17 protein-coding genes and 1 pseudogene are annotated in these 23,220 nt (G+C 69.5%); 8 read left to right on the top strand and 10 right to left on the bottom strand.

The window, feature by feature from the left end:
* Positions 1 to 133: 133 nt before the first annotated feature.
* Positions 134 to 1,336, bottom strand: a complete 1,203-nt coding sequence (locus tag AC5Y7V_RS28960) for a lipid-transfer protein (protein WP_499883471.1) — start codon at positions 1,334 to 1,336, stop codon at positions 134 to 136.
* Positions 1,333 to 1,776, bottom strand: coding sequence for a Zn-ribbon domain-containing OB-fold protein (locus tag AC5Y7V_RS28955; RefSeq protein WP_499883470.1), 444 nt, complete (start codon positions 1,774 to 1,776; stop codon positions 1,333 to 1,335). The genes AC5Y7V_RS28960 and AC5Y7V_RS28955 overlap by 4 nt, the downstream gene beginning before the upstream one ends.
* 121 nt (positions 1,777 to 1,897) lie before the next feature.
* On the opposite strand from AC5Y7V_RS28955, the gene polA reads away from it, so the two are divergent.
* The 3 genes from polA to coaE all read left to right on the top strand — a co-directional run bounded on the left by polA (position 1,898) and on the right by coaE (position 7,372).
* Positions 1,898 to 4,561, top strand: a complete 2,664-nt coding sequence (gene polA, locus AC5Y7V_RS28950) for a DNA polymerase I (RefSeq protein ID WP_499883486.1) — start codon at positions 1,898 to 1,900, stop codon at positions 4,559 to 4,561.
* A gap of 174 nt (positions 4,562 to 4,735) precedes the next feature.
* Positions 4,736 to 6,181 (top strand): 30S ribosomal protein S1, encoded by a 1,446-nt coding sequence (gene rpsA, locus AC5Y7V_RS28945; protein WP_499883469.1) that lies wholly within the window; start codon positions 4,736 to 4,738, stop codon positions 6,179 to 6,181.
* 12 nt (positions 6,182 to 6,193) lie between these two features.
* Positions 6,194 to 7,372 carry a dephospho-CoA kinase gene (gene coaE, locus AC5Y7V_RS28940; RefSeq protein ID WP_499883468.1) on the top strand — a complete coding sequence of 393 codons (1,179 nt, stop codon included), beginning with the start codon at positions 6,194 to 6,196 and terminating at the stop codon, positions 7,370 to 7,372.
* On the opposite strand, the gene AC5Y7V_RS28935 is transcribed toward coaE, so the two are convergent.
* The 6 genes from AC5Y7V_RS28935 to AC5Y7V_RS28910 are packed head-to-tail and all read right to left on the bottom strand — an operon-like array spanning position 7,352 to position 11,370.
* On the bottom strand, positions 7,352 to 7,786 hold the full coding sequence (locus tag AC5Y7V_RS28935; protein ID WP_499883467.1) for a hypothetical protein: 435 nt from the start codon (positions 7,784 to 7,786) through the stop codon (positions 7,352 to 7,354). The two genes, coaE and AC5Y7V_RS28935, sit on opposite strands and share 21 nt — an antisense overlap.
* A gap of 11 nt (positions 7,787 to 7,797) precedes the next feature.
* On the bottom strand, positions 7,798 to 8,577 hold the full coding sequence (locus AC5Y7V_RS28930) for an Fpg/Nei family DNA glycosylase (RefSeq protein WP_499883466.1): 780 nt from the start codon (positions 8,575 to 8,577) through the stop codon (positions 7,798 to 7,800).
* A complete protein-coding gene (gene ligD, locus AC5Y7V_RS28925) occupies positions 8,570 to 9,460 on the bottom strand; it encodes a non-homologous end-joining DNA ligase (RefSeq protein ID WP_499883465.1) in 891 nt (296 codons plus the stop codon). The genes AC5Y7V_RS28930 and ligD (AC5Y7V_RS28925) overlap by 8 nt, the downstream gene beginning before the upstream one ends.
* On the bottom strand, positions 9,460 to 10,458 hold the full coding sequence (ligD, locus tag AC5Y7V_RS28920) for a non-homologous end-joining DNA ligase (protein ID WP_499883464.1): 999 nt from the start codon (positions 10,456 to 10,458) through the stop codon (positions 9,460 to 9,462). The genes ligD (AC5Y7V_RS28925) and ligD (AC5Y7V_RS28920) overlap by 1 nt, the downstream gene beginning before the upstream one ends.
* Complete coding sequence (locus AC5Y7V_RS28915) at positions 10,455 to 10,883, bottom strand: DNA polymerase ligase N-terminal domain-containing protein (RefSeq protein ID WP_499883463.1); 429 nt, start codon at positions 10,881 to 10,883, stop codon at positions 10,455 to 10,457. The genes ligD (AC5Y7V_RS28920) and AC5Y7V_RS28915 overlap by 4 nt, the downstream gene beginning before the upstream one ends.
* A 46-nt stretch (positions 10,884 to 10,929) precedes the next feature.
* Positions 10,930 to 11,370, bottom strand: coding sequence for a ribonuclease FAU-1 family protein (locus AC5Y7V_RS28910; protein ID WP_499883462.1), 441 nt, complete (start codon positions 11,368 to 11,370; stop codon positions 10,930 to 10,932).
* An 84-nt stretch (positions 11,371 to 11,454) separates the two neighbouring features.
* Here AC5Y7V_RS28910 and AC5Y7V_RS28905 point away from each other — a divergent pair.
* Positions 11,455 to 12,200, top strand: a pseudogene (locus tag AC5Y7V_RS28905) (SDR family oxidoreductase).
* 12 nt (positions 12,201 to 12,212) lie between these two features.
* On the opposite strand, the gene AC5Y7V_RS28900 reads toward AC5Y7V_RS28905, so the two are convergent.
* On the bottom strand, positions 12,213 to 14,894 hold the full coding sequence (locus AC5Y7V_RS28900; protein WP_499883461.1) for an ATP-binding cassette domain-containing protein: 2,682 nt from the start codon (positions 14,892 to 14,894) through the stop codon (positions 12,213 to 12,215).
* Between the two features lie 176 nt (positions 14,895 to 15,070).
* Between AC5Y7V_RS28900 and AC5Y7V_RS28895 the strand changes: the two genes are divergently transcribed.
* The 3 genes from AC5Y7V_RS28895 to AC5Y7V_RS28885 all read left to right on the top strand — a co-directional run bounded on the left by AC5Y7V_RS28895 (position 15,071) and on the right by AC5Y7V_RS28885 (position 20,799).
* Positions 15,071 to 17,113: a serine/threonine-protein kinase gene (locus tag AC5Y7V_RS28895; RefSeq protein ID WP_499883460.1), complete on the top strand. Its 2,043-nt coding sequence runs from the start codon at positions 15,071 to 15,073 to the stop codon at positions 17,111 to 17,113.
* Positions 17,114 to 17,233: 120 nt separating this feature from the next.
* Complete coding sequence (gene uvrB / locus AC5Y7V_RS28890) at positions 17,234 to 19,402, top strand: excinuclease ABC subunit UvrB (protein ID WP_499883459.1); 2,169 nt, start codon at positions 17,234 to 17,236, stop codon at positions 19,400 to 19,402.
* A complete protein-coding gene (locus AC5Y7V_RS28885; protein WP_499883458.1) occupies positions 19,399 to 20,799 on the top strand; it encodes an MFS transporter in 1,401 nt (466 codons plus the stop codon). The genes uvrB and AC5Y7V_RS28885 overlap by 4 nt, the downstream gene beginning before the upstream one ends.
* Positions 20,800 to 20,885: 86 nt before the next feature.
* Here AC5Y7V_RS28885 and AC5Y7V_RS28880 read toward each other — a convergent pair whose 3' ends face one another.
* Positions 20,886 to 22,469, bottom strand: a complete 1,584-nt coding sequence (locus AC5Y7V_RS28880; protein ID WP_499883457.1) for a mannosyltransferase — start codon at positions 22,467 to 22,469, stop codon at positions 20,886 to 20,888.
* A gap of 308 nt (positions 22,470 to 22,777) precedes the next feature.
* Between AC5Y7V_RS28880 and AC5Y7V_RS28875 the strand changes: the two genes are divergently transcribed.
* The gene (locus AC5Y7V_RS28875) at positions 22,778 to 23,218 is read left to right on the top strand and encodes a universal stress protein (RefSeq protein ID WP_068107190.1); all 441 of its coding nucleotides are present in this window, start codon (positions 22,778 to 22,780) and stop codon (positions 23,216 to 23,218) included.
* Positions 23,219 to 23,220: the final 2 nt, after the last annotated feature.

Here is a 23,220-nt window from a genome sequence, read left to right as displayed (position 1 = left end):
TTCGACGCTCTGGTCGCAGTCTCGGCGCATCGCGGGGCCTTGCATGTGCATTGACGGCTTTGCGTGTGCATCCAGGCACACGACACGCCGAGCGGGCCCGCCGTGGCTTCACACTTCGCGGAAGCGAGAGCCGCTAGCGCGCGACGATCACCGACGAGCCATGGCCGAACAGGCCCTGATTGGCGGTGACGCCGACGGTCGCGCCCTCCACCTGCCGGCCGGTGGCCTGCCCGCGCAGCTGCCAGGTCAGCTCGCAGACCTGCGCGATCGCCTGGGCGGGGATCGCCTCGCCGAAGCAGGCCAGCCCGCCCGACGGGTTGACCGGAACCCTGCCGCCGATCGTGGTGGCGCCGCTGCGCAGCAGCGCCTCAGCCTCGCCCTTGGCGCACAGACCCAGGTGCTCGTACCAGTCGAGTTCCAGCGCGGTGGACAGATCGTAGACCTCGGCCAGGCTGACGTCCTCGGGCCCGATGCCCGCCTCGGCGTAGGCGGCGTCGAGGATCTGGTCCTTGAACACCCGCTCGGGCGCGGCGACGACGGCGGTGGAATCCGTTGCGATGTCGGGCAATTCGGGCAAGTGCTGGGGGTAGCGCGGAGTCACGGTGCTGACCGCGCGCACCGACGGGACGCCGTCGAGCGAGCCGAGGTGCTTGCGGGCGAAGTCGGCGCTGGCGACGATCAGCGCCGCGGCGCCGTCGGACGTGGCGCAGATGTCGAGCTGCCGCAGCGGGTCGGCCACGACGGGGCTGGCGAACACGTCGTCGACCGAGGATTCCTTGCGGTAGCGGGCATTCGGGTTCTGCAGGCCGTGCCGGGAGTTCTTCACCTTCACCTGGGCGAAGTCCTCGGGCGTCGCGCCGTAGAGGTCCATCCGCCGGCGCGCCAGGAGCGCGAAGTACACCGGGTTCATCGCGCCGATGAGGTGGAACCGCTGCCAGTCGGGGTCGTTCTTGCGCTCGCCGCCGACGGGGGCGAACGCGCCCTTGGGCGTCGTGTCGGCGCCGATCACCAGCGCGACGTCGCAGAAGCCGGCCAGGATCTGAGCCCGGGCGCTCTGCAGCGCCTGCGAACCGCTGGCGCACGCGGCGTAGCTGGAACTCACCGGCACGCCGTTCCAGCCGAGTTTCTGCGCGAACGTCGACCCGGCGATGAAGCCCGGGTAGCCGTTGCGGATCGTGTCGGCCCCGGCGACCAGCTGGATCTGGCGCCAGTCCAGGCCGGCCTCGGCCAGCGCGGCGCGCGCGGCGACGACGCCGTATTCGGTGAAGTCGCGGCCCCACTTGCCCCACGGGTGCATGCCGGCGCCGAGGATGTACAGCGGTTCGGGCGTGCTCATGCCGGGATCCTCCAGGCGTGGACGAGGCGCTCCACGCCGTCGTCGTCGGTGTACAGCGGCATGGTGGTCAGCTCCATCTCCATGCCGACATTCAAATCGTCGGCCAGCGTGCCCTCGACCACCTTGCCCAGCACGATCAGCCCTTCCTCGGCCAGCTCAACCGCGGCGATGGCGAACGGCTCGAAGGGATCCGGGGCGGGGTAGGGCGGAGGCGGGGGATACCGGTTCTCGGTGTAGCTCCACAGCTTCCCGCGCGTCGACAACGCGACGGCCTCCAGTGTGTCGCTGGCGCACGCCGGGTTGGGGCAGTTGTTCTCGCGCGGCGGGAAGACGTAGGTGCCGCACTCGGGGCACTTGCTGCCGATCAGATGGGCGGTACCGGTGTCGTCGGTGGCGAACCATCCGTCGATCGCGGGCTGTTGGCTGGTTACCTCGGGCACCCACCAACACTACCAAGCGCTTGTTTGGGCACGCCAGGGTTCGTCACACCGGGTGCCTAGAGTGAATGCCGTGCCCGCCGCCACCCCTCAGAAAACAGAGGAACAAACCAAACCGACACTCATGCTGCTGGACGGCAATTCGCTGGCGTTCCGGGCGTTCTACGCGCTGCCCGCCGAGAACTTCAAGACCCGCGGCGGGCTGACCACCAACGCGGTGTACGGATTCACCGCCATGCTGATCAACCTGCTGCGTGACGAGGCGCCCACACACATCGCCGCGGCGTTCGACGTGTCGCGGCAGACCTTCCGCTCCGAGCGCTACCCCGAGTACAAGGCCAACCGGTCGTCGACGCCGGACGAGTTCCACGGCCAGATCGACATCACCAAGGAAGTGCTCAACGCGCTGGGCATCACCGTGCTCTCGGAGCAGGGGTTCGAGGCCGACGACCTGATCGCGACGCTGGCCACCCAGGCCGAAAACGAGGGCTACCGCGTGCTGGTGGTCTCCGGTGACCGCGACTCGCTGCAGCTGGTCAGCGAGGACGTCACGGTGCTCTACCCCCGCAAGGGCGTCAGCGAACTGACGCGCTTCACCCCCGACGCCGTCGTGGAAAAGTACGGGCTGACCCCGCGGCAGTACCCCGACTTCGCCGCCCTGCGCGGCGACCCCAGCGACAACCTGCCCGGCATTCCCGGGGTGGGGGAGAAGACCGCCTCGAAGTGGATCGCCGAATACGGCTCGCTGCAGGCGCTGGTGGACAACGTCGAATCGGTGCGCGGCAAGGTCGGCGACGCGCTGCGGGCCAACCTGGCCGGCGTGATCCTCAACCGCGACCTCACCGAACTCGTCAAAGACGTCCCGCTGGCCCAAACCCCGGACACGCTGCGGCTGCAGCCCTGGGACCGCGACCAGATTCACCGCCTCTTCGACGACCTGGAGTTCCGGGTGTTGCGCGACCGGTTGTTCGAGACCCTGGTGGCGGTCGAGCCCGAGGTCGACGAGGGCTTCGACGTGCGCGGCGGCGCGCTGGAGCCCGGCGCCGTCGGGCAGTGGCTGGCCGCGCACGCCGGCGATGGGCGCCGGGCGGGGCTGGCCGTCGCGGGCACCCACCTGCCGCACGGCGGGGACGCCACTGGGCTGGGCATCGCCGCCGCGGACGGCGACGGCGCCTACATCGACACCGCCACGCTCACCCCCGACGACGACGCCGCGCTGGCGGCCTGGCTGGCCGACCCGGCGAAACCCAAGGCGCTGCACGAGGCCAAGCTCGCCATCCACGATCTGGCGGGCCGCGGCTGGACGCTGGACGGCGTCACCTCCGACACCGCGCTGGCCGCCTACCTGGTGCGCCCGGGGCAGCGCAGCTTCACCCTCGACGACCTGTCGTTGCGCTACCTGCGTCGCGAGCTGCGCGCGGAAACGCCCGAACAGCAACAGCTTTCGCTGCTCGACGACATGGAGGGCGTGGACGAGCAGGCCGTCGCCACCCTCATCCTGCGGGCCCGGGCGGTGGTCGACCTGGCCGACGCGCTGGACGCCGAGCTGGACCGCATCGACTCCACCGCGCTGCTGGGCGAGATGGAGCTGCCGGTCCAGCAGGTGCTGGCCCACATGGAAAGCGCCGGCATCGCCGTCGATCTACAGCTGCTCGGCGAGCTGCAAAGCCAGTTCGCCGACGAGATCCGCGACGCCGCCGAGGCCGCCTACGGGGTTATCGGCAAGCAGATCAACCTGGGCTCGCCCAAGCAGTTGCAGGTGGTGCTGTTCGACGAGCTCGGCATGCCGAAGACGAAGCGGACGAAGACCGGCTACACCACCGACGCCGACGCCCTGCAGTCGCTGTTCGACAAGACCGGCCATCCGTTCCTGCAGCACCTGCTGGCCCACCGCGACGTCACCCGGCTGAAGGTCACCGTCGACGGGCTGCTGAATTCGGTGGCCGCCGACGGCCGCATCCACACCACGTTCAACCAGACCATCGCGGCCACCGGCAGGCTGTCGTCGACCGAACCCAACCTGCAGAACATCCCGATCCGCACCGACGCCGGCCGCCAGATCCGGGACGGCTTCGTCGTCGGCAAGGGCTACGAGGAGCTGATGACGGCGGACTACAGCCAGATCGAGATGCGCATCATGGCCCACCTGTCGCGGGACGAAGGCCTGATCGAAGCCTTCAACACCGGGGAGGATTTGCACTCGTTCGTCGCGTCGCGGGCGTTCGGGGTGCCGATCGAGGAGGTGACGGCCGAGCTGCGGCGCCGGGTCAAGGCGATGTCGTACGGGCTGGCCTACGGGTTGAGCGCGTACGGCCTGTCTGCCCAGCTCAAGATCTCCACCGAGGAGGCGAAGGAACAGATGGACGCCTACTTCGCCCGATTCGGCGGTATCCGCGACTACCTGCACGACGTCGTCGAGCAGGCCCGCAAGGACGGCTACACCTCCACCGTGCTGGGCCGCCGTCGCTACCTGCCCGAGCTGGACAGCAGCAACCGCAACGTCCGCGAGGCCGCCGAGCGGGCGGCGCTGAACGCCCCCATCCAGGGCAGCGCGGCCGACATCATCAAGGTCGCGATGATCGAGGTCGACAAGGCCATCAAGCAGGCCGGACTCGCGTCCCGGATGCTGCTGCAGGTGCACGACGAACTGTTGTTCGAAATCGCGCCGGGCGAGCGGGAGCGGGTCGAGGCGCTGGCGCGCGAGAAAATGGGCGCCGCCTACCCGCTGGACGTCCCGCTCGAGGTCTCGGTGGGCTACGGCCGCTCGTGGGACGCCGCGGCACACTGAGCGCCCGCCGGTGTAACGTGAGGGCGAAAATTCGGCCGGGAATTCGCCGTGGCGTTACATTTGCGTCATTTCGGCGGCGGGCGAGTTTGTCCAGCTAGTGCCCTGTCGAGTAGCCTCGACAGGTAAATCCTGTTTTGTCCCTACGACCCAACCTGTCCGGAGCAACCCAACAACATGCCGAGTCCCACCGTCACCTCGCCGCAAGTAGCCGTCAACGACATTGGCTCGAGCGAGGATTTTCTCGCCGCAATAGACAAAACGATCAAGTACTTCAACGATGGCGACATCGTCGAAGGCACCATCGTCAAAGTTGACCGGGACGAGGTGCTCCTCGACATCGGCTACAAGACCGAAGGGGTCATCCCCGCCCGCGAGCTCTCCATCAAGCACGACGTCGACCCCAACGAGGTCGTTTCCGTCGGCGATGAGGTCGAGGCCCTGGTTCTCACCAAGGAGGACAAAGAGGGCCGGCTGATCCTGTCCAAGAAGCGCGCCCAGTACGAGCGCGCCTGGGGCACGATCGAGGCGCTCAAGGAGAAGGACGAGGCCGTCAAGGGCACCGTCATCGAGGTCGTCAAGGGCGGCCTGATCCTGGACATCGGGTTGCGTGGCTTCCTGCCCGCCTCGCTCGTCGAGATGCGGCGCGTGCGCGACCTGCAGCCCTACATCGGCAAGGAGATCGAGGCCAAGATCATCGAGCTGGACAAGAACCGCAACAACGTGGTCCTGTCCCGCCGGGCCTGGCTGGAGCAGACCCAGTCCGAGGTGCGCAGCGAGTTCCTCAACCAGCTGCAGAAGGGCAGCATCCGCAAGGGTGTGGTCTCGTCCATCGTCAACTTCGGCGCGTTCGTCGACCTCGGCGGGGTGGACGGCCTGGTGCACGTGTCCGAGCTGTCCTGGAAGCACATCGACCACCCGTCCGAGGTGGTGCAGGTCGGCGACGAGGTCACCGTCGAGGTGCTCGACGTCGACATGGACCGCGAGCGGGTTTCGTTGTCGCTCAAGGCGACTCAGGAAGACCCGTGGCGCCACTTCGCCCGCACCCACGCCATCGGCCAGATCGTGCCCGGGAAGGTCACCAAGCTGGTTCCGTTCGGCGCGTTCGTCCGCGTCGAGGAGGGCATCGAGGGCCTGGTGCACATCTCCGAGCTGGCCGAGCGGCACGTCGAGGTGCCCGACCAGGTGGTGGCCGTCGGCGACGACGCGATGGTCAAGGTCATCGACATCGACCTGGAGCGCCGCCGAATCTCGTTGTCGCTCAAGCAGGCCAACGAGGACTACACCGAGGAATTCGACCCGGCGAAGTACGGCATGGCCGACAGCTACGACGAGCAGGGCAACTACATCTTCCCCGAGGGCTTCGACTCCGAGACCAACGAATGGCTCGAGGGATTCGACGCCCAGCGCAACGAGTGGGAGGCCCGCTACGCCGAGGCCGAGCGCCGGCACAAGATGCACACCGCGCAGATGGAGAAGTTCGCCGCCGCCGAGTCGGCCGCCCACGCCGCCGGCGACCAGGCGCCGGGCAACGGCGCGTCGTCGGAGAAAGCGGCCGGTGGATCGCTGGCCAGCGACGCCCAGCTGGCGGCCCTGCGGGAAAAGCTCGCCGGCAACGCCTAATAGCGTTCTGGGATGCTGCGCATCGGGTTGACCGGTGGCATCGGCGCCGGCAAGTCGGCGGTCTCGTCCACCTTCGCGAAGTGCGGTGCCGTCATCGTCGACGGCGACGTCATCGCGCGCGAGGTGGTCGAGCCGGGCACCGAGGGCCTGAAGGCGCTCGTCGAGGCGTTCGGCGAGGACATCCTGTCACCCGACGGATCGCTGGATCGTCCGGCGTTGGCCGCCAAGGCCTTTCGTGATGACGAGGCGCGCCAGAAGCTGAACGGGATCGTGCACCCGCTGGTCGGCAAGCGCCGTTCCGAGATCATCGCCTCGGTGCCCGACGATGTCGTTGTCGTCGAAGACATTCCGCTGCTGGTGGAGTCCGGCATGGCGCCGCTGTTCCCGCTCGTGGTGGTGGTGCACGCGGACGTCGAGGTACGGGTGCGGCGGCTGGTCGACCTACGCGGCATGCCCGAGGAAGACGCCCGCGCCCGGATCGCCGCGCAGGCCGACGACGAGCAGCGCCGCGCCGTCGCCGACGTCTGGCTGGACAACTCGGGCAGCCCCGAGGAGTTGGCGCAGCGGGCCCGCGACGTCTGGAACGACCGGATCCTGCCGTTCGCCCACAACCTGAGCGAGCGCCAGATCGCGCACGCGCCCGCGCGTCTCATGCCTGCCGACCCGAGTTGGCCCGACCAGGCGCGGCGGATCGTCAATCGGTTGCAGACGGCCTGTGGCCACCGGGCGCTGCGCATCGACCACATCGGCTCCACCGCGCTGCCCGCCTTGGACGCCAAGGACGTCATCGACATCCAGATCACGGTCGAATCGCTCGCCGTCGCCGACGAGCTCGCGGAGCCGTTATTGTCGGCCGGCTACCCGCGCATCGAGGCCATTACCGAGGACGTAGCCCACACCGACGATGTGGCGTTGTGGCACAAGCGGATTCACGCCTCCGCCGACCCGGGCCGGCCGACCAACGTGCACATTCGGGTCAACGGCTGGCCCAACCAGCAGTTCGCCCTGCTGTTCGTAGCCTGGCTGCGGGCCGATGTCGGCGCGCGCGCCGACTACCTGGCCGCCAAGCTCAAGGCCGAACAGGTGGCGGGCGGTGACGTCTCCCGCTACGCCGACGCCAAGGAACCATGGTTTGCCGACGCGTACCGGCGGGCCTGGGAGTGGGCCGACTCAACCGGATGGCAGCCCTAGCCGGTCGGGCTTCGCCCCGCACAGCAGCACCCCGTTCATGGGGTCGGAATTGCCCTGCGCCGGCCTGACCATCTGGTCGGCCTGGGTGAAAACGTTGTCGTCGACGTCGATCTCGCAGTGCACGTTGGCCGAATAGGGCCAGTGAAGCTGAACCTGGATGCCGGCCTGCTGCGGATCGGGCAGCACCGTGTTGGCCTCGAACACGTTGCCCGGCATCGACGGAAGGTTGGTGCTGCTCGTCCGGCCGCCGTTGGTCACGAAGATGGCCTGGCTGCCGGTTGTCAGGGCGTCGATCCTGACGCGGTAGGTGATGTTGTGCAGGTCGGCATTCGCGGTTGCCGGGCTTAGCTGGGACCCGGCCGCGATTACGGTCAAGGCGGCGATCGCCATCCACCGGTGGTTGCTGGGGCTCATAACAGCCGAGATTACCCGGGTTGGCAGCGCGGGCACCACAACGACGTCCGCCCGGCCACGCGGGCCCGCGCGAGGCGGGTGCCGCAGCGCGGACACGACGGGTCGGGTTCGTCGCGCACCCCGGTGAGCCACCGCGGCAGGCCGGGCACCCGACCGTGCGGCACAGCGGTGCGCAGCACCCGCGTCATCGCCGTGTGCAGGGCCTTGAGCTCGTCGTCCCCAAGTTCCGGGATCGGGCGGGTCGGCGCGATCCGCGCCCGCCAGCAGATCTCGTCGGTGAGCAGGTTGCCGAGCCCGGCGATCACCGCCTGGTCCATGAGTGTCGGCTTTAGCCGCCCGGACCGGCCGCGCAGGGCCTCGCGGAATGCCGGCAGGCCGAGGCCCAAGGCGTCGGGGCCCTGGGGGCCCGTTACGCGTGCGACGTCGTCGTCGTTGTCGGCCAGCCACACCCCGCGCAGCTTGCGGAGGTCTGCGTAGCGGAGTTCCCCACGATCCAGCGCGATCACCAGCCGCTCGTGCGGCTCGCGATCGGCGCCGCCGGCGGCATAGTGCGGGTGCCCGGTCATCCCGCTGTGCACCAGCAGCGTCGGGCCGTCCGTCGGCAGCATCAACCACTTGCCGTGCCGGCGTGGGCAATCGAAGCGGTGGCCGTCGAGCCGCTGGCCGAGCGCCGTGGCGGTGACGTTTCGCAGGATGCCCGGATCGCGGACCTGCACGCTCCGGATCCGCCGGCCGGGCAGCGCATCGGCCAGCTCGCGCCGAAAGCCCTCCACGTCGGGCAGTTCAGGCACGAAGCTTTGCCACCCGCTGCGCCGGCCCCGTCAGCGAGCGGGCGTGCCGGTGCATGCCGGCCCACGGATCACCTTGCCCGGCAAGCCGTTTGGGGACGTCGCGAATGGTGAATCGGTCCGCGCGCAGGCCGCGGGTGTCCAGCTCGTCCCACTCCAGCGGGGTCGCCACCGGCGCGCCCGCCCGGGCCCGCACCGAATACGGCGCAACCGCGGTCTGCGCGTACGCGTTTCGCATGATGTCCAGATACACGCGGTTGCCGCGCTTGTCTTTGCGGGCCTCGACGGTGCGGTGGGCTACGTCGTCGGCCACCACCACCTCGGCGACCTCGCGGGAGAATTGGCGGGCGGTGTCGAAATCGGTGTCGGGCCGCAGCGGCACCACGACGTGCAGCCCGCGCGACCCGGTGGTCTGCACATAGCGGGCCAGCCCGAGGTCGTCCATGACCCCGGCCACCGCGTGGGCCGTCGCCCGCACCACGGCGAAGTCGGTATCGGAGGGGTCGAGATCGAACACCAGCCGGTCGGGCTTGTGCAGCCGGTCCCGCCGCGACTGCCACACGTGCAGCGTGACGCAGTTCTGATTGGCCAGCCAGCGCAGCGCCTCCGGACGCTCCGCCACGGGATGGACCACGGTGCCGCCCTCTTTGGCGACTTCGACACGGCCCATCCAGTCGGGCAGCGAATCGGCGAAATCCTGTTGCACCCAACCCTGTTCGCCGATGCCGCGCGGGAACCGCTGCACGGTGAGCGCCCGGTCCCGCAGGTGCGGCAGCATCGTGTCGGCCACCTCGCCGTAGTAGGCGACCAGCTCGCCCTTGGTGATCCCGTCTTTCGGGAACATCACCCGGTCCGGGTGGGTCACCTCAACCTCGAAGCGCGGCATCAGCGTGTCTCCCGTACGACGTCGGCGGCGTCCTTGTCGGTGCGCAGCCCCTGGTAACGCGGGTGGCGCAGCTTGCCGTCGCGGGTCCACTCGGTGAACCCGATCTGGGCGACCAACTCCGGGCGCACCCAGTGGGCGCCGTTCTCGCGCACCAGGCCCCGGGTGAACGGTGGCGTGTCCTGCTCCAGGGGCGACAGTCGCTCGTGCAGGCTGCGCAGCGTGGGTTCGTCGAACCCGGTCCCCACCTTGCCGGCGTAGACCAGGTCGCGGCCGTCGTGGTAGCCGAGCAACAGCGCGCCCAGCTCGATGCGGCCGCCTTTGGGGCTGGTGTAGCCGCCGACGACGAATTCCTGATCGCGAACGCACTTGAACTTCAACCAGTTCTTCGACCGGCCGCCTTCGTACGTGGCGTCGGCCCGCTTGGCGATCACCCCCTCGTCACCGCGCCGGCACGCCGCCTCATAGGCGCCGATCCCGTCCTGGACCCGGTGCACCGCGAAACGCAGCGGGTCACCAAATTCAATTGCCTTGCGCAGCAGCTTCTTTCGCCACAGCTGCGGCACGTCGGTGGTCGACTTGCCGTCGAGGTGGAGCAGGTCGAACACGTAGTAGAAGACGCGGACGGGTGACGCGCGGGCCACCTCCGGGTCGGTGATGCCCAGCCGGCCCTGCAGCCTGGCGAAGCTGGTGCGCCGGCCCTCGAACGCCACCACCTCGCCGTCCACGACGAACCGCTTGGTCCGCTGGGCACCGAGCGCGTCGACGAGCTCGGGATAGGTTCCGTTGAGCGGCTGCCGATTCCGCGACAGCAGCCGCACCCGGTCGCCGTCGCGGAAGCCGAGGCAGCGCATCCCGTCGAATTTGCGCTCGAAGATCCAGTGTGGATCGGAGAAGCGCCGGTCGGTCAGGGTTGCCAGCGTCGGCGCCCGCCAGTCGGGCACCGGCTCGTCGTGCAGCGCCGCGCGCACCGCTTCCGGCAGGGCGGCGAAGTCGGTCATGACACGTCGTCCACAGAGTGGCCGGTCAGCGCCGGCTGGCGCAGCGTGTCGGCGTCCTCGTCGTCTTTGCGCCTGATCAGCAGCCATGTCTCCTGGTCGCCGTCCCGGATCCGGGTCAGCGTGTACCAGCCGCGCAGCCAGTCGCCGCACAGAAAGAACGAAAGGTGGCCGCGGTCAAGGCAATCGGCGATGTCGTAGGGCGTCGCGTTGACATAGGTGCCGCGGTCGCCCTCGACGTCGCCCTCGAGGTCGTCGAGGGGCAGGTCAGCGACGCGGCGGGCGATGCGGCTGTCGTTGGGTATCGCCCAGGCGACCAGCACGCCGTCGATCTCGAGGCCAAGCTCGTAGTGGTCGCTGTCAGCCCCCCGCCGCTGGATGACGAAACGCGGGTCCTGGCCGGGCCGGCGCTTGCGTCGGTTGTCCATCAAACGCATCCCGAAGTGATACCCGTGGGTCACGTGAGGAAACGAGCTATGCCTCACGCCAGGTCAACTCCATGCCATCCGCGGCCATCCACCGCGATAGGTCGTAGTCGTTGCGGGCCAGGCCGTCGATGGCGACCACGGCGCGCCGCACGGCTTGTTCGGCGATTTCCGGGGTCAGCAGGCCGTGGCGCACGGCGTCCAGCAGCTCGTCGACGTCGGCCAGCTCCGCCCCGGCGCCGGTCCGGACGACGATGTCGAGGTAGTGGTCCTCCGACCGCCACACGTCCGGGCCCGGCGTGTATTCGCCCACGTCCAGGTAGTAGTCCTGGTCGCGTTCGTGTCCCGGGTTGAAGTGAAAGACGGTGGCGCGCAAGCCCAACGACGGGAGCAGCCACGATTCGAGGTAGTGGAACTGCGCGCGGCCCGGGGTGGGGCGGGCGATGTAGAGCCCCCACGGGTGCACGACGTACTCGTCGACGGCCCGCACGATGCCCTTCGGATCGGTGTTGGTGCGGGCGACCAGGTCGAACGTCTCGTGCTTCGGCGGATGGATGGCCCTACTCTAGTCACGGTGAGCGACCTCAGCGGAAAGACAGCTCTCGTCACCGGCGGGAATTCGGGCATCGGGTTGGCGACAGCGCAGCGGCTGGCCGGCGCGGCGCCTACGTCTTCCTGACCGGTCGTAATCAGGAAACCATCGACGCCGCGGTGGCCTCGATCGGTGACCGGGCGACGGGCGTCCGCGCCGACGTGGCCAACCTCGACGACGTGGCGGCGATCGCCGACGCCATCGCATCCCGCGGCGACGGCCTCGACGTGCTCTTCGCCAACGCGGGCGGCGGAGAATTCGCGGCACTGGGCGACATTTCGGTCGAACACTTCACGTCCACGTTCATGACCAACGTGGGTGGCACGTTGTTCACCGTGCAAGCGATGCTGCCGCTGCTCAACCGCGGCTCGTCGATAGTGCTGACCGGCTCGACCGCCGCCTACAACGGCACCCCGGCGTTCAGCGTGTATGCGGCGAGCAAGGCGGCGATCCGCTCGTTCGGGCGGACCTGGGCGGCCGAACTCATCGGCCGCGGGATTCGGGTCAACACGATCGTTCCCGGACCGGTCGAGACTCCCGGGCTGCTGGGACTGGCGCCGGCCGGACGAGAGCAGGAGCTACGCGAAGGCGAGGCGTCCAAGGTCCCGATGGGCCGCCTGGGCAGGCCCGAGGAGGTCGCCGCGGCAGTGCTATTCCTCGCGTCGGACGAAAGCAGCTTCATGACCGGCAGCGAGTTGTTCGTCGACGGCGGCGCCGAGCAGATCTAGGATCGCCCCGCCCTATCGGCGCAACCGAATTTTCCACCGCACGAAGGTGCCGTAGAACACCGACAGCGCGGCCAGCATGCCCATGTCGATCAGCCAGGCCCTCGAGCTGTGCTCCCAGAACCGGTCCTGGGAGAGCAGCGAATCGGGCACCAGGTGCCGCAGGTCGACCGTCGAGGCCGCGGCAGCGTAGCCCCAGCGCGCGGGCATCGCGAAGGACAGTTGGTCAAGGCCGAGCCGGCCGGTGACCGGGACCATGCCGCCGCACAGCACTAGCTGCGCCATCACCGTGACCACGAACAGCGGCATGATCTGCTCGCTGGAGCGGACCAGTGACGAAATGGCCAGCCCGAGGATGGCTGAGGCGACACAGGTCCCCGCCACGGTCAGGAACAGCTCGAGGGTGGCCCCGGCGGTCGAGTGGCCCAGCAGAACGGCGCCACGCGTCGGGGCGCTCTTGCCGATCACCACGATCGCGGTGACGATCGCCGACTGCAGGATCGCGAACCCGCAGAACACCGACGTCTTCGCGAGCAGGTAGGCCGTCGTCGACAACCCGACCGCCTGCTCGCGCTGGAAGATGGCGCGCTCGCCGACCAGGTCGCGGATCGTTAGCGCGGTGCCCATGAACGCCGCGGCCGGCAGCAGCAGGGCCAGGATCTGCGCGGCTTCGTCCGGGGTCCCGGCGCCTGGGGCCGGCACGTTAAACCCATGGTTGCCCGGCACGGTCAGCGACAGGGAACCCAGGATGAACGGCAACAGCGCCAGGAAGACGAAATAGGCGCGGTCGGCGACGACGAGCCGGACCTGCCGGCGCGCGACCGTGGAAATCTGGCGCCGCACGCTGGTGTGCACCGGCTCGCCCAGGTCGCCGGGCTCGGTTCCGGCCGTCAGCTGTTTCTGGGGGCGCTTCTGGGCCTCGGCCTGGGCCAGGAACCGCCGGTTGGCCTCCTCGGGGTCGGCGCCCACCTTGGTGAAGATCTTGGCCCAGTTGGTGGTACCCATCGCCTCGCCGATCTGGTCGGGCGGGCCGAAGTAGGCCGTCTTGCCGCCCGGGGCCACCAACAGCAGCTGGTCGCAGATGTCCAGGTAGGACAGCATGTGCGTCACCACGATCACCACGCGGCCGGCGTCGGCCAGCTGACGCAGCATCGTCATCACCTGGTGGTCCAGCGCCGGGTCGAGGCCCGACGTCGGCTCGTCGAGGATCAGCAGCGACGGCCCGGTCAGCAGCTCCAGCGCGACCGAGGCCCGTTTGCGCTGGCCGCCGGACAGCTTGTCGACGCGGGTGTCGGCGTGCTTGGTCAGGTCCAGCTCCTCGAGGACCTGGGTAACGACCTTGGCGCGGTCGGCCTTGCTGGTGTCGGGCGGCAGCCGCAGTTCGGCCGCGTAGCCAAGTGCCTGGTTGACCGTCAGCTGGCGGTGCACCACGTCGTCCTGGGGGACCATGCCGATCCTGCTGCGCAGCGACGCGTACTCGGCGTGGATGTCGTGGCCCTCGAAGCTCACCGAACCCGAGGTGGGGCTGGTGTAGCCGGCGATCAGTCGGGCCAGTGTGCTCTTGCCGGCGCCCGAGCCCCCGATCACGGCGGTCAGCGTCCCCGGTCGGGCGGTCAGCGAGATGTCGTCGAGCAGTTGCTTGCCGTTGTCGACGACGTAGCGGACGTTGCGCACCTCCAGGCCGCCGGTGCGGGCCGCGGCGGCGCCGCCCTCGACCAGGGTGCCGTCCCGGAACGCCAGGTCGACGTTGCCGATGGTGACGACGTCGCCGTCGGTCAGGATCGCCGACCCGACCCGGGTGCCGTTGACGAAGGTGCCGTTGATGCTGTTGTCGCGGATCTCGGTGCCGAGCGGCGTCTGCAGCAGCGTGGCGTGATGCCGCGAGGCGAGCACGTCGTAGACGACTATGTCGCTCTCTGCCGCGCGCCCGATCGTCTTGGCGTCGGCCGTGCCCGCGGCCGCCGACATGCGCGGCGACAGCAACTTCACGAACCGCGTCGCGAGGTTGGAGACGTCGGCCGTCTTGGCGTCGATCACCGTGGACTCGGCGGGCGGCGGCGCGTCCCGCCGGACCGCCGGCTCGGCGTTGACGGTTGTCACCTGGTCGGGTGGCGTCGGGCGGAGCGGCCGCGGGGCCGGTGGCATGCCCGACGTCTGGATCCGCGGCGGCGGGGGCGCCTGCCGCGGCGGCGCCGGTTGCCGGGGCGGTGCCTTGGGTGGCATCGGGCGCGGCGGCGCGGCCTGCCTGGGCTGGCTTCCGGTCTGGCCGCGCCGCGGGGCGGGCGGCGCGGTGGGGTTCGTCCGCTCCGGCAGCGCGGACCATGCCAGGGTGGGCGGCCCGGAGTCCCGCGCCGGCCTGGCCGGGGGCGGTCCGCTGGCGTGGCCCTGCTGCGGTCCGACCGCGAACGTCAGCCGCGGTCCCTGCGGATTGCCGACGTTGATGCTCTGGCCGTCGTGGATGTCGATGACCGGCATCCGGTAGCCGTTGACATAGGTGCCGTTCAGCGAGCCGTTGTCGATCGCCAGCCAGCGGCCCTGGTCGAACCGCACGATCAGATGGGCGCGGGAGATCCGGGGATCGGGAATCCGCAAGTCCGCGTTCGCGTCACGCCCGACGACGACCTCGTGGCCGGCCGCGAACGAGCGTTGGGACCCGTCGTGCCGGATTGTCAGGACAGGCGGGGCGGGTCGGGTCACCCCTCAAGTATCGGTCGGCGGTTCGAGTGGTCTCCATGGGACTCGCCTGTGATTTGTCTTTGTTTCGGTTCGGTCACTCATAGCTGACGCATAGCTTGCTGAGACTTAGCGCCCACCGAGATCGGGCATCATTCGGACGTGCGGGGAGTGAAAGCGGACAGACGAGGGGGCGACGATTGACGGACGAACAGAAGGGGACGACCCGGCGCATCGACGCCGGCAGACGGCTGCTGAGCAACCCGCGTCTGGCGCGTGAAGCGCTGCGCGCTGGCTTTCATTCGGGTCCCTCGGCGACCGTCGCGCACCTGTTTCGCCGCATCCCGCCGGTCAACTCGACCCCCAACGCCGAACCTCCGGTCGTGGAGTCCCACCCCGAGGCCGGCGGATCGCGCCTCGCGCTGAGCAGCGGTGCGGCGTTCGCCGGCTACACGATCCTGCGGCAGCTCGGCGCCGGCGGCATGGCCGAGGTCTACCTGGCGCTGCATCCCCGGCTGCCGCGTCGCGACGTGATCAAGGTGCTCGCCGAGGCGGTCACCGCCGATCCGGAGTTCCGCGAGCGGTTCAACCGGGAGGCCGACCTGGCGGCGACGCTCTGGCACCCGCACGTCGTCGGCGTCCATGACCGCGGCGAATTCGACGGTCAGCTCTGGATTTCCATGGACTACGTCGAGGGCACCGACGCCGCCCGGCTGGTTAAGGAGCGCTACCCGGACGGGATGCCCATCGACGAGGTGTGCGCGATCCTGCAGGCGGTCGCGGGGGCGCTGGATTACGCACACGACCGCGGCCTGTTGCACCGCGACGTCAAGCCCGCCAACATCCTGCTCACCCATCCCGATGACGGGGAACGCCGAATCCTGTTGGCGGACTTCGGTGTAGCGCGCCACCTCGCCAACATCAGCGGCATCACCGAGACCAACGTCGCGGTGGGCACGGTGGCCTACGCCGCCCCCGAACAGCTGACCGGATCCAACATCGACGGCCGCGCGGACCAATATGCGTTGGCGGCCACGGCATTTCATCTGCTCACCGGCGCGCCGCCCTTCCAGCACTCTAACCCGGTCGCGGTGATCAGCCAGCACCTGCACGAGGACCCGCCCCGGCTCAGCGATCACCGCCCCGACCTGGCCTACCTCGACGACGTGTTCTTCACGGCCCTCGCCAAGCGCCCCGAGGACCGCTTCGAGCGGTGCCGCGCGTTCGCCGCCGCGGTCAGCGAGCTGGTCTCCGACGAGGAGGACGACGACGCGGCGGCTGCCGCTTCGCCGCGGCGGCGGCTGTATCACCGGTTCTCGTCCCGGGCCCGGTGGGCGACCGCGTTGGTGTGCGCGGTGCTGATCGCCATCGCGGCGACCTGGTCGACGCTGTACTCGTTTCAGCCGGAGAGCCCGCCGGCCAATGTCCCCGCGCTGGCGTCGAAACCGTCCGTCCCGGCGGCCGGCGCGGCGCCCGCGAGAGCCGGCGGCCCGGTGCTCAACGGCACCTACAAGTTGAGCTATGACCGCAGCAAGCAGACCACCAACGGCATCCCGATCCGTCACGACGGTCCGGCCGCCAGTTGGTGGGCGTTCCGCTCGGTGTGCACGGCCAACGGGTGCGCGGCGACCGGGACCCAGCTCGACGACACCAACCACCAGGTGGCCAGCACGGTTGATGGCGGTCACACCTACTCGCTGCGCTTCATCGGGGGCTATTGGCAGGGCGGGTTCCAGCAGGAGCGGTCGGGCTGCACGCAGCCGAACGGGCAGGTCACGGCCACCCAGCAGGAAAGCGTCGCCGGGTCGTTGGCGCCGCAGGCCGACGGCACGCTGCGCGGCACGGTGACGCAAACGGCCCTGTCCGACGAATGCGGCGCGCAGGGGGCGGTGGTGCGGGTGCCCGTGGTGGCCACCCGCGTCGGCGACGCCCCGGCGTCCGTGCCCGTGGCCGATCCCGCCCAGGTGATCAGCGCCTCGACCACGCCGTCGCACCCCGGGGCGCCGGTCCTGGGCGGGTCGTGCAGCGACGTCGACAAGCTCGCCTACGACCCGACCAACAGCGAGCAGGTCGTCTGCGAGGGCAACACGTGGGCCAAGGCGCCGATCACGATGGGGGTGCACGCCACCGGTAGCTCGTGCAACCGCCCGAACACCTCGGTGTTCGCGATGTCCACCTCGAGCGACGGGTATCTGCTGCAGTGCGATCCGGTCACCCGCACCTGGACCCGCCCGGGGGCCTAGCGTCCTTGCCCGCGATCGTGCGGTGTTTGTCCGCCGACACGCCGCGTCGCGTGGCATTCTGCGCACGCTCGTGGGAGAAGCGGCGGCCCACTTGTCGGTACGCCGCTCTACCCTGGTGCCATGGCCTTTGCCACTGAACACCCTGTCGTCGCGCACTCGGAATACCGCCCCGCCGCAGAAGAGGTCGAAGGGCTGGTGCGCGCCGGCGGCCGCTTCGAGGTGGTCAGCCCGCACGCACCGGCCGGCGACCAGCCCGCGGCCATCGACGAGCTGGAGCGTCGTATCCGGGCGGGGGAGCGCGACGTGGTCCTGCTCGGCGCCACCGGCACCGGAAAGTCGGCCACCACGGCCTGGCTCATCGAACGGCTGCAGCGCCCCACCTTGGTGATGGCGCCGAACAAGACGCTGGCCGCCCAGCTGGCCAACGAGCTGCGAGAGATGTTGCCGCACAACGCCGTCGAGTACTTCGTGTCGTACTACGACTACTACCAGCCGGAAGCCTACATCGCGCAGACCGACACCTACATCGAGAAGGACAGCTCCATCAACGACGACGTGGAGCGGCTGCGGCACTCCGCGACGTCGGCGCTGCTCTCGCGGCGCGACGTGGTGGTGGTGGCGTCGGTGTCGTGCATCTACGGCCTGGGCACGCCGCAGTCCTACCTGGACCGCTCCGTCGAACTACAGGTCGGCACCGAGGTTCCCCGCGACGGCCTGCTGCGGCTGCTGGTCGACGTCCAGTACACCCGCAACGACCTGTCCTTCACCCGCGGCTCGTTCCGGGTGCGCGGCGACACCGTGGAGATCATCCCGTCCTACGAGGAGCTGGCGGTCCGCATCGAGTTCTTCGGCGACGAGGTCGAGGCGCTGTACTACCTGCACCCGCTGACCGGCGAGGTGGTCCGCCAGGTCGACTCGCTGCGGATCTTCCCCGCCACCCACTACGTGGCCGGCCCGGAGCGAATGGCCCACGCCATCTCGACCATCGAGGAGGAACTCGCCGAGCGGCTCGCCGAGTTCGAGGCCCAGGGCAAGCTCCTCGAGGCCCAGCGGCTGCGGATGCGCACCGCCTACGACATCGAGATGATGCGCCAGGTCGGGTTCTGCTCGGGGATCGAGAACTACTCCCGGCACATCGACGGCCGGGGGCCGGGTTCGCCGCCGGCGACCTTGCTCGACTACTTCCCCGAGGACTTCCTGCTCGTCATCGACGAGTCGCACGTCACCGTGCCGCAGATCGGCGGCATGTACGAGGGCGACATGTCCCGCAAGCGCAACCTGGTGGAGTACGGGTTCCGGCTGCCGTCGGCGTGCGACAACCGGCCGCTGACCTGGGAGGAATTCGCCGACCGGATCGGGCAGACGGTGTATTTGTCGGCCACACCCGGGCCCTACGAGCTGAGCCAGACCGGCGGCGAGTTCGTCGAGCAGGTGATCCGGCCGACCGGGCTGGTGGACCCCAAGGTCCTGGTCAAGCCGACCAAGGGCCAGATCGACGACCTGATCGGGGAGATCCGCAAGCGCGCCGCCGCCGACGAGCGGGTGCTGGTCACGACGCTGACCAAGAAGATGGCCGAGGACCTCACCGACTACCTGCTGGAGATGGGCATCCGGGTCCGTTACCTGCACTCCGAGGTCGACACGCTGCGCCGGGTGGAGTTGCTGCGCCAGCTTCGCCTCGGCGATTACGACGTCCTGGTCGGCATCAACCTGCTGCGCGAGGGCCTCGACCTGCCGGAGGTGTCGCTGGTGGCGATTCTCGACGCCGACAAGGAAGGCTTCCTGCGCTCGACGCGCAGCCTGATCCAGACCATCGGCCGCGCCGCCCGCAACGTGTCCGGCGAGGTGCACCTGTACGCCGACACCATGACCGACTCGATGAAGGAAGCCATCGACGAGACCGAACGGCGGCGCGCCAAGCAGACCGCCTACAACGAGGCCAACGGCATCGACCCGCAGCCGCTGCGCAAGAAGATCGCCGACATCCTCGACCGGGTCTACGCCGAAGCCGACGACAGCGAGACCGTCGAAATCGGTTCCGGGCGCAGCATGTCCCGCGGCCGGCGCGCCCAGGGCGAGCCGGGTCGCGCGGTGAGCGCCGGCGTCTTCGAGGGCCGCGACACCGCGAACATGCCGCGCGCCGAACTGGCCGACCTGATCAAGGACCTCACCGCGCAGATGATGGCCGCCGCCCGCGATCTGCAGTTCGAGCTGGCCGCCCGGTTCCGCGACGAAATCGCCGACCTCAAAAAGGAACTGCGCGGGATGGACGCCGCCGGCCTGAAGTGACGCACCCCGACACCATCACCGGCAGCTGGCGCGAACTGCTGGGCGCCAAGTACCTGGGAACCTCGGTGGTGCTGGCCGGTGGCGTCGCGCTGTACGCCACCAACGAGTTCCTCACCATCAGCCTGCTGCCCAACACCGTCGCCGAGATCGGCGGCAGCCGCCTCTATGCGTGGGTCACGACCTTGTACCTGGTCGGCTCGGTGGTCGCGGCGACCATGGTCAATCCGATGCTGGTGCGCATCGGGGCGCGCTCGTCATTCCTGTTGGGGCTGGCCGTGTTTGGGCTCTCCAGCCTGGCGTGCGGGGCCGCGCCCAACATGGAGGTCCTGGTCGCGGCGCGCACCCTGCAGGGAGTGGCCGGCGGTCTGCTGGCCGGCCTCGGCTATGCGGTCATCAACGCGGCGCTGCCGCGCTCGCTGTGGACCCGGGCCTCGGCGCTGGTGTCGGCGATGTGGGGGGTCGCGACGGTGGTCGGGCCCGCGACGGGCGGCCTGTTCGCCCAGTTCGGGTTGTGGCGGTGGGCTTTCGTCGCGATGGCCATCCTGACGGCGCTGATGGCCACGCTGGTGCCGATCGCGCTGCCCGCCGGCCGAGCCGGCGCGAGCGCGGAGACACCGGCGCTGGGGGTCCCGGTGTGGTCGCTGCTGCTGATCGGCGCGGCGGCACTGGCGGTCAGCGTCGCGCAGATCCCGCACAACGTCGCCGCGACGGCCGGGCTGCTCGGCGCCGCCGTCGTGCTGATGGCCCTGTTCGCTGTCGTCGACCGGCGGATGGACGCGGCGGTGTTGCCGCCCAGCGTGTTCGGGCGCGGACCCCTGAAGTGGATCTACCTGGCCATGGGCCTGCTGATGGTCGGGGCGATGGTGGACACGTACGTGCCGCTGTTCGGTCAGCGACTGGCCCATATGACGCCGCTCGCGGCCGGATTCCTGGGGGCGGCGCTGGCGGTCGGCTGGACGGTCTCGGAGATCGTCAGCGCGTCGCTGGAGAGCCCGCGGGCGATCGGACGGGTGATCGCGGCCGCGCCGGTGGTGGTGGCGTCGGGCCTGGCGGTGGGTGCGCTCACCCAGCGCGACAACGCGTCCGCCGGGACCGTCGCCGCCTGGACGCTGGGGTTGCTCGTTGCGGGGATCGGGATCGGGATGGCCTGGCCCCATTTGTCCGTGCGCGCAATGGATTCCGTCGACGACCCGGCCGAAGGCGTCGCAGCGGCCGCGGCGATCAATACCGTGCAGCTGATCTCGGGGGCGTTCGGCGCCGGGGTGGCCGGCGTCGTGGTCAACACCACCCAGGGCGGCGGCGACGCGACCGCGGCCCGCTGGCTGTTCGCCGTGTTCACCGCCTTGACCGGGGCCGGCGTCATCGCGTCGTACCGGGCGGTCCGCGCCGGTCGCTGACCCAGTCCGGTGCCCAAAAAGCCTACGCCCGAGACGATTTGGGCCGCGACACGGACCTACCCACGGACGGCGCTTCTACGCGCCCGTCACCGCGTTGACTTCACGACCTGCGAGTAATGGAACTGCCAACGCTCGACGATGTGGAACCCGAGGTAGCTCGGGAACCGGTACGCGGGGGAGCGCCCGAAGGCGTTTCCCGGCGACAGCGACTGTCCGGCTTGGTGATCCGGCAGCGAGCCGTCCTTGTTGGTGATCGTCCAGATGGCCGGGCACTTGTTGATCTTGGCCGTCGTGAGCCACACGGCGACGTGGCCGTCCCACAGCCAGCCGACCTTGGGCCCGTAGGCGCCGCGTTCGACGTCGATCAGCGAGTGGAAGGCCGCCGGCCGGGCGGCCAGCAGGGCGCGGATCGGCCCGGGCCGCCAGGGCACCGTGTTGTCCACCATCAGGCAGTCCCCGGGCGCGGCGTGCGAGCTGATCAGGTCGGCCACCTGGCTGTAGTCCCAGCCCTCCTTCGCGTAGGGCCAGCGCTGAATGAACAGGTAATTCGGCACCGCCGCCGCGGCGAACGCCAGGACCACCGCAGCGATGGGCCACGGTTTGCGGGCGAGCGTGACGATGCAGACGGCCATGACGACGGCGACCGCGGGCGTGGTGAGGATCAGGTAGCGCGGGAAGTAGATCGGTTCGACGACGGCCGAGTAGACGACGACGAGCGCGGTGGGCAGGACTATCCACGCCGCGCATATGACCAGCAACACGCGCAGGTCGCCGGCCGGACCCCGGGCGCCCTTCAGCCACGCCACCACCGCCGCGATGATCAGCACCGCCGTGATAATCGCGAAGGGAACGCTGTGGTCGAAGTACTGCCGCAGGAAGATGTCGAACGCGTAGTGCCAGCTGACGGGAAAGATCCAGTTCACCTGGTACACCTGGCCGTGGGCGAAAACGAGGAACGGCGTCATGGCGCCGACGGCGACGGCCGTGGCGGTCGCCCACCAGATGACCGGGGACCTGCGGGATTTCCGCGGCGCCAGCAGCGGCACCATCACCGCGTACACCAGCACCAACAGGATCAGGTTGAGGCTGAGCAGGATCGACAGCATCAGCGCCAGCGCGTAGCCCACCCACAATCGCGGCCGGTGGCGCCGCACGGCGGCGACCAGCAAGACCGTCAGCCAGATGGCCGCGGCGGCCGAGAAGGCGTACGAGCGCGCTTCCATCCCCGCCCAGGTGGTGCGCGGCAAAATGGCGAAGACCGCACCCGCGCACAGCGCCGTCGCGCGCCCGGGGACGAACTGCCGGGTGAACACCGTGACGCCGGCCGCGGCCGCCCCGACCGCCAGGGCGCTGGGCGCCCGCGACCAGAACTCCGTCGGCGGAAAAATCGCGAACCAGCCGTGCATGAGCAGGTAATACAGCCCGTGAACAGCGTCGATGTGGCCCAGCAGCTTCCACAGCTCGGGCAGGGTCCTGCTCGCCGAGGCCGAAATGGTGGCCCCCTCGTCGAACCACAGCGACGGCCGGCTGGCCCAGGACGCGCTGACGACGGCGGCGAACACGGCGATCGCCCACGGATCGAGCAACCGGCCGCGCGGGCGCGCCGGCACCGCCTTTTCAGCGACGTCCGAGGCGTCGGAGGCGCGCTGCTCAGCTGCGGATATGGCCATGATGATTGTCACTGTAAGGGGCGCCAAGTGAACTGGCTCGCGACGAGCCCAACGGGTGAGGGTAGGGTGCTTGCCCGAAGTTGCGGCGTGCGCACGCGTTCCGCCAAAAGTGGGGCCAGCCAAGGCTTTCGGCGTCAGTCCTGCTCAATCGGGCGTTGATGCGTCGGGCAAATCGGTCGTCGCCGCCGTCCGGCCTCGGCAAATGCGGCTAACGCCACGCCACGCTGAGTCGGGAATCTTTTCTCCTTTCCGTCCGGCAAACGCGATACTGTCTTGGGTTGGCTGACCAACCGAAACTGGGAGGGTAAATGAGCGCCTATCGAACCGTGGTGGTCGGGACCGACGGCTCAGATTCGTCGTTTCGCGCGGTGGACCGGGCAGCGCAGATCGCGGGGGACGACGCAAAGCTGATCATCGCGTCGGCGTACCTGCCCCAACACGAGGACACCCGGGCCGCCGACGCACTGCGGGACGAGAGCTACAAGGTGTCCGGGACCGCGCCGATTTACGCGATCCTGCAGGACGCCAAGGAGCGGGCGCACAACGCCGGCGCCAAGAACGTGGAAGACCGATCGATCGTCGGCGCGCCGGTCGACGCGCTGGTCAAGCTGGCCGAGGACGAAAAAGCCGACCTGCTGGTCGTCGGCAACGTAGGCCTGAGCACGATCGCGGGACGCCTGCTGGGCTCGGTGCCGGCCAACGTCTCGCGCCGCGCCAAGGTCGACGTGCTGATCGTGCACACGACGTAATC

Source organism: Mycobacterium sp. NGS34 (assembly GCF_059812845.1).
The sequence above is the reverse complement of the archived record's forward strand: the minus strand, read 5'-3'. Positions and strand labels throughout refer to the sequence as shown.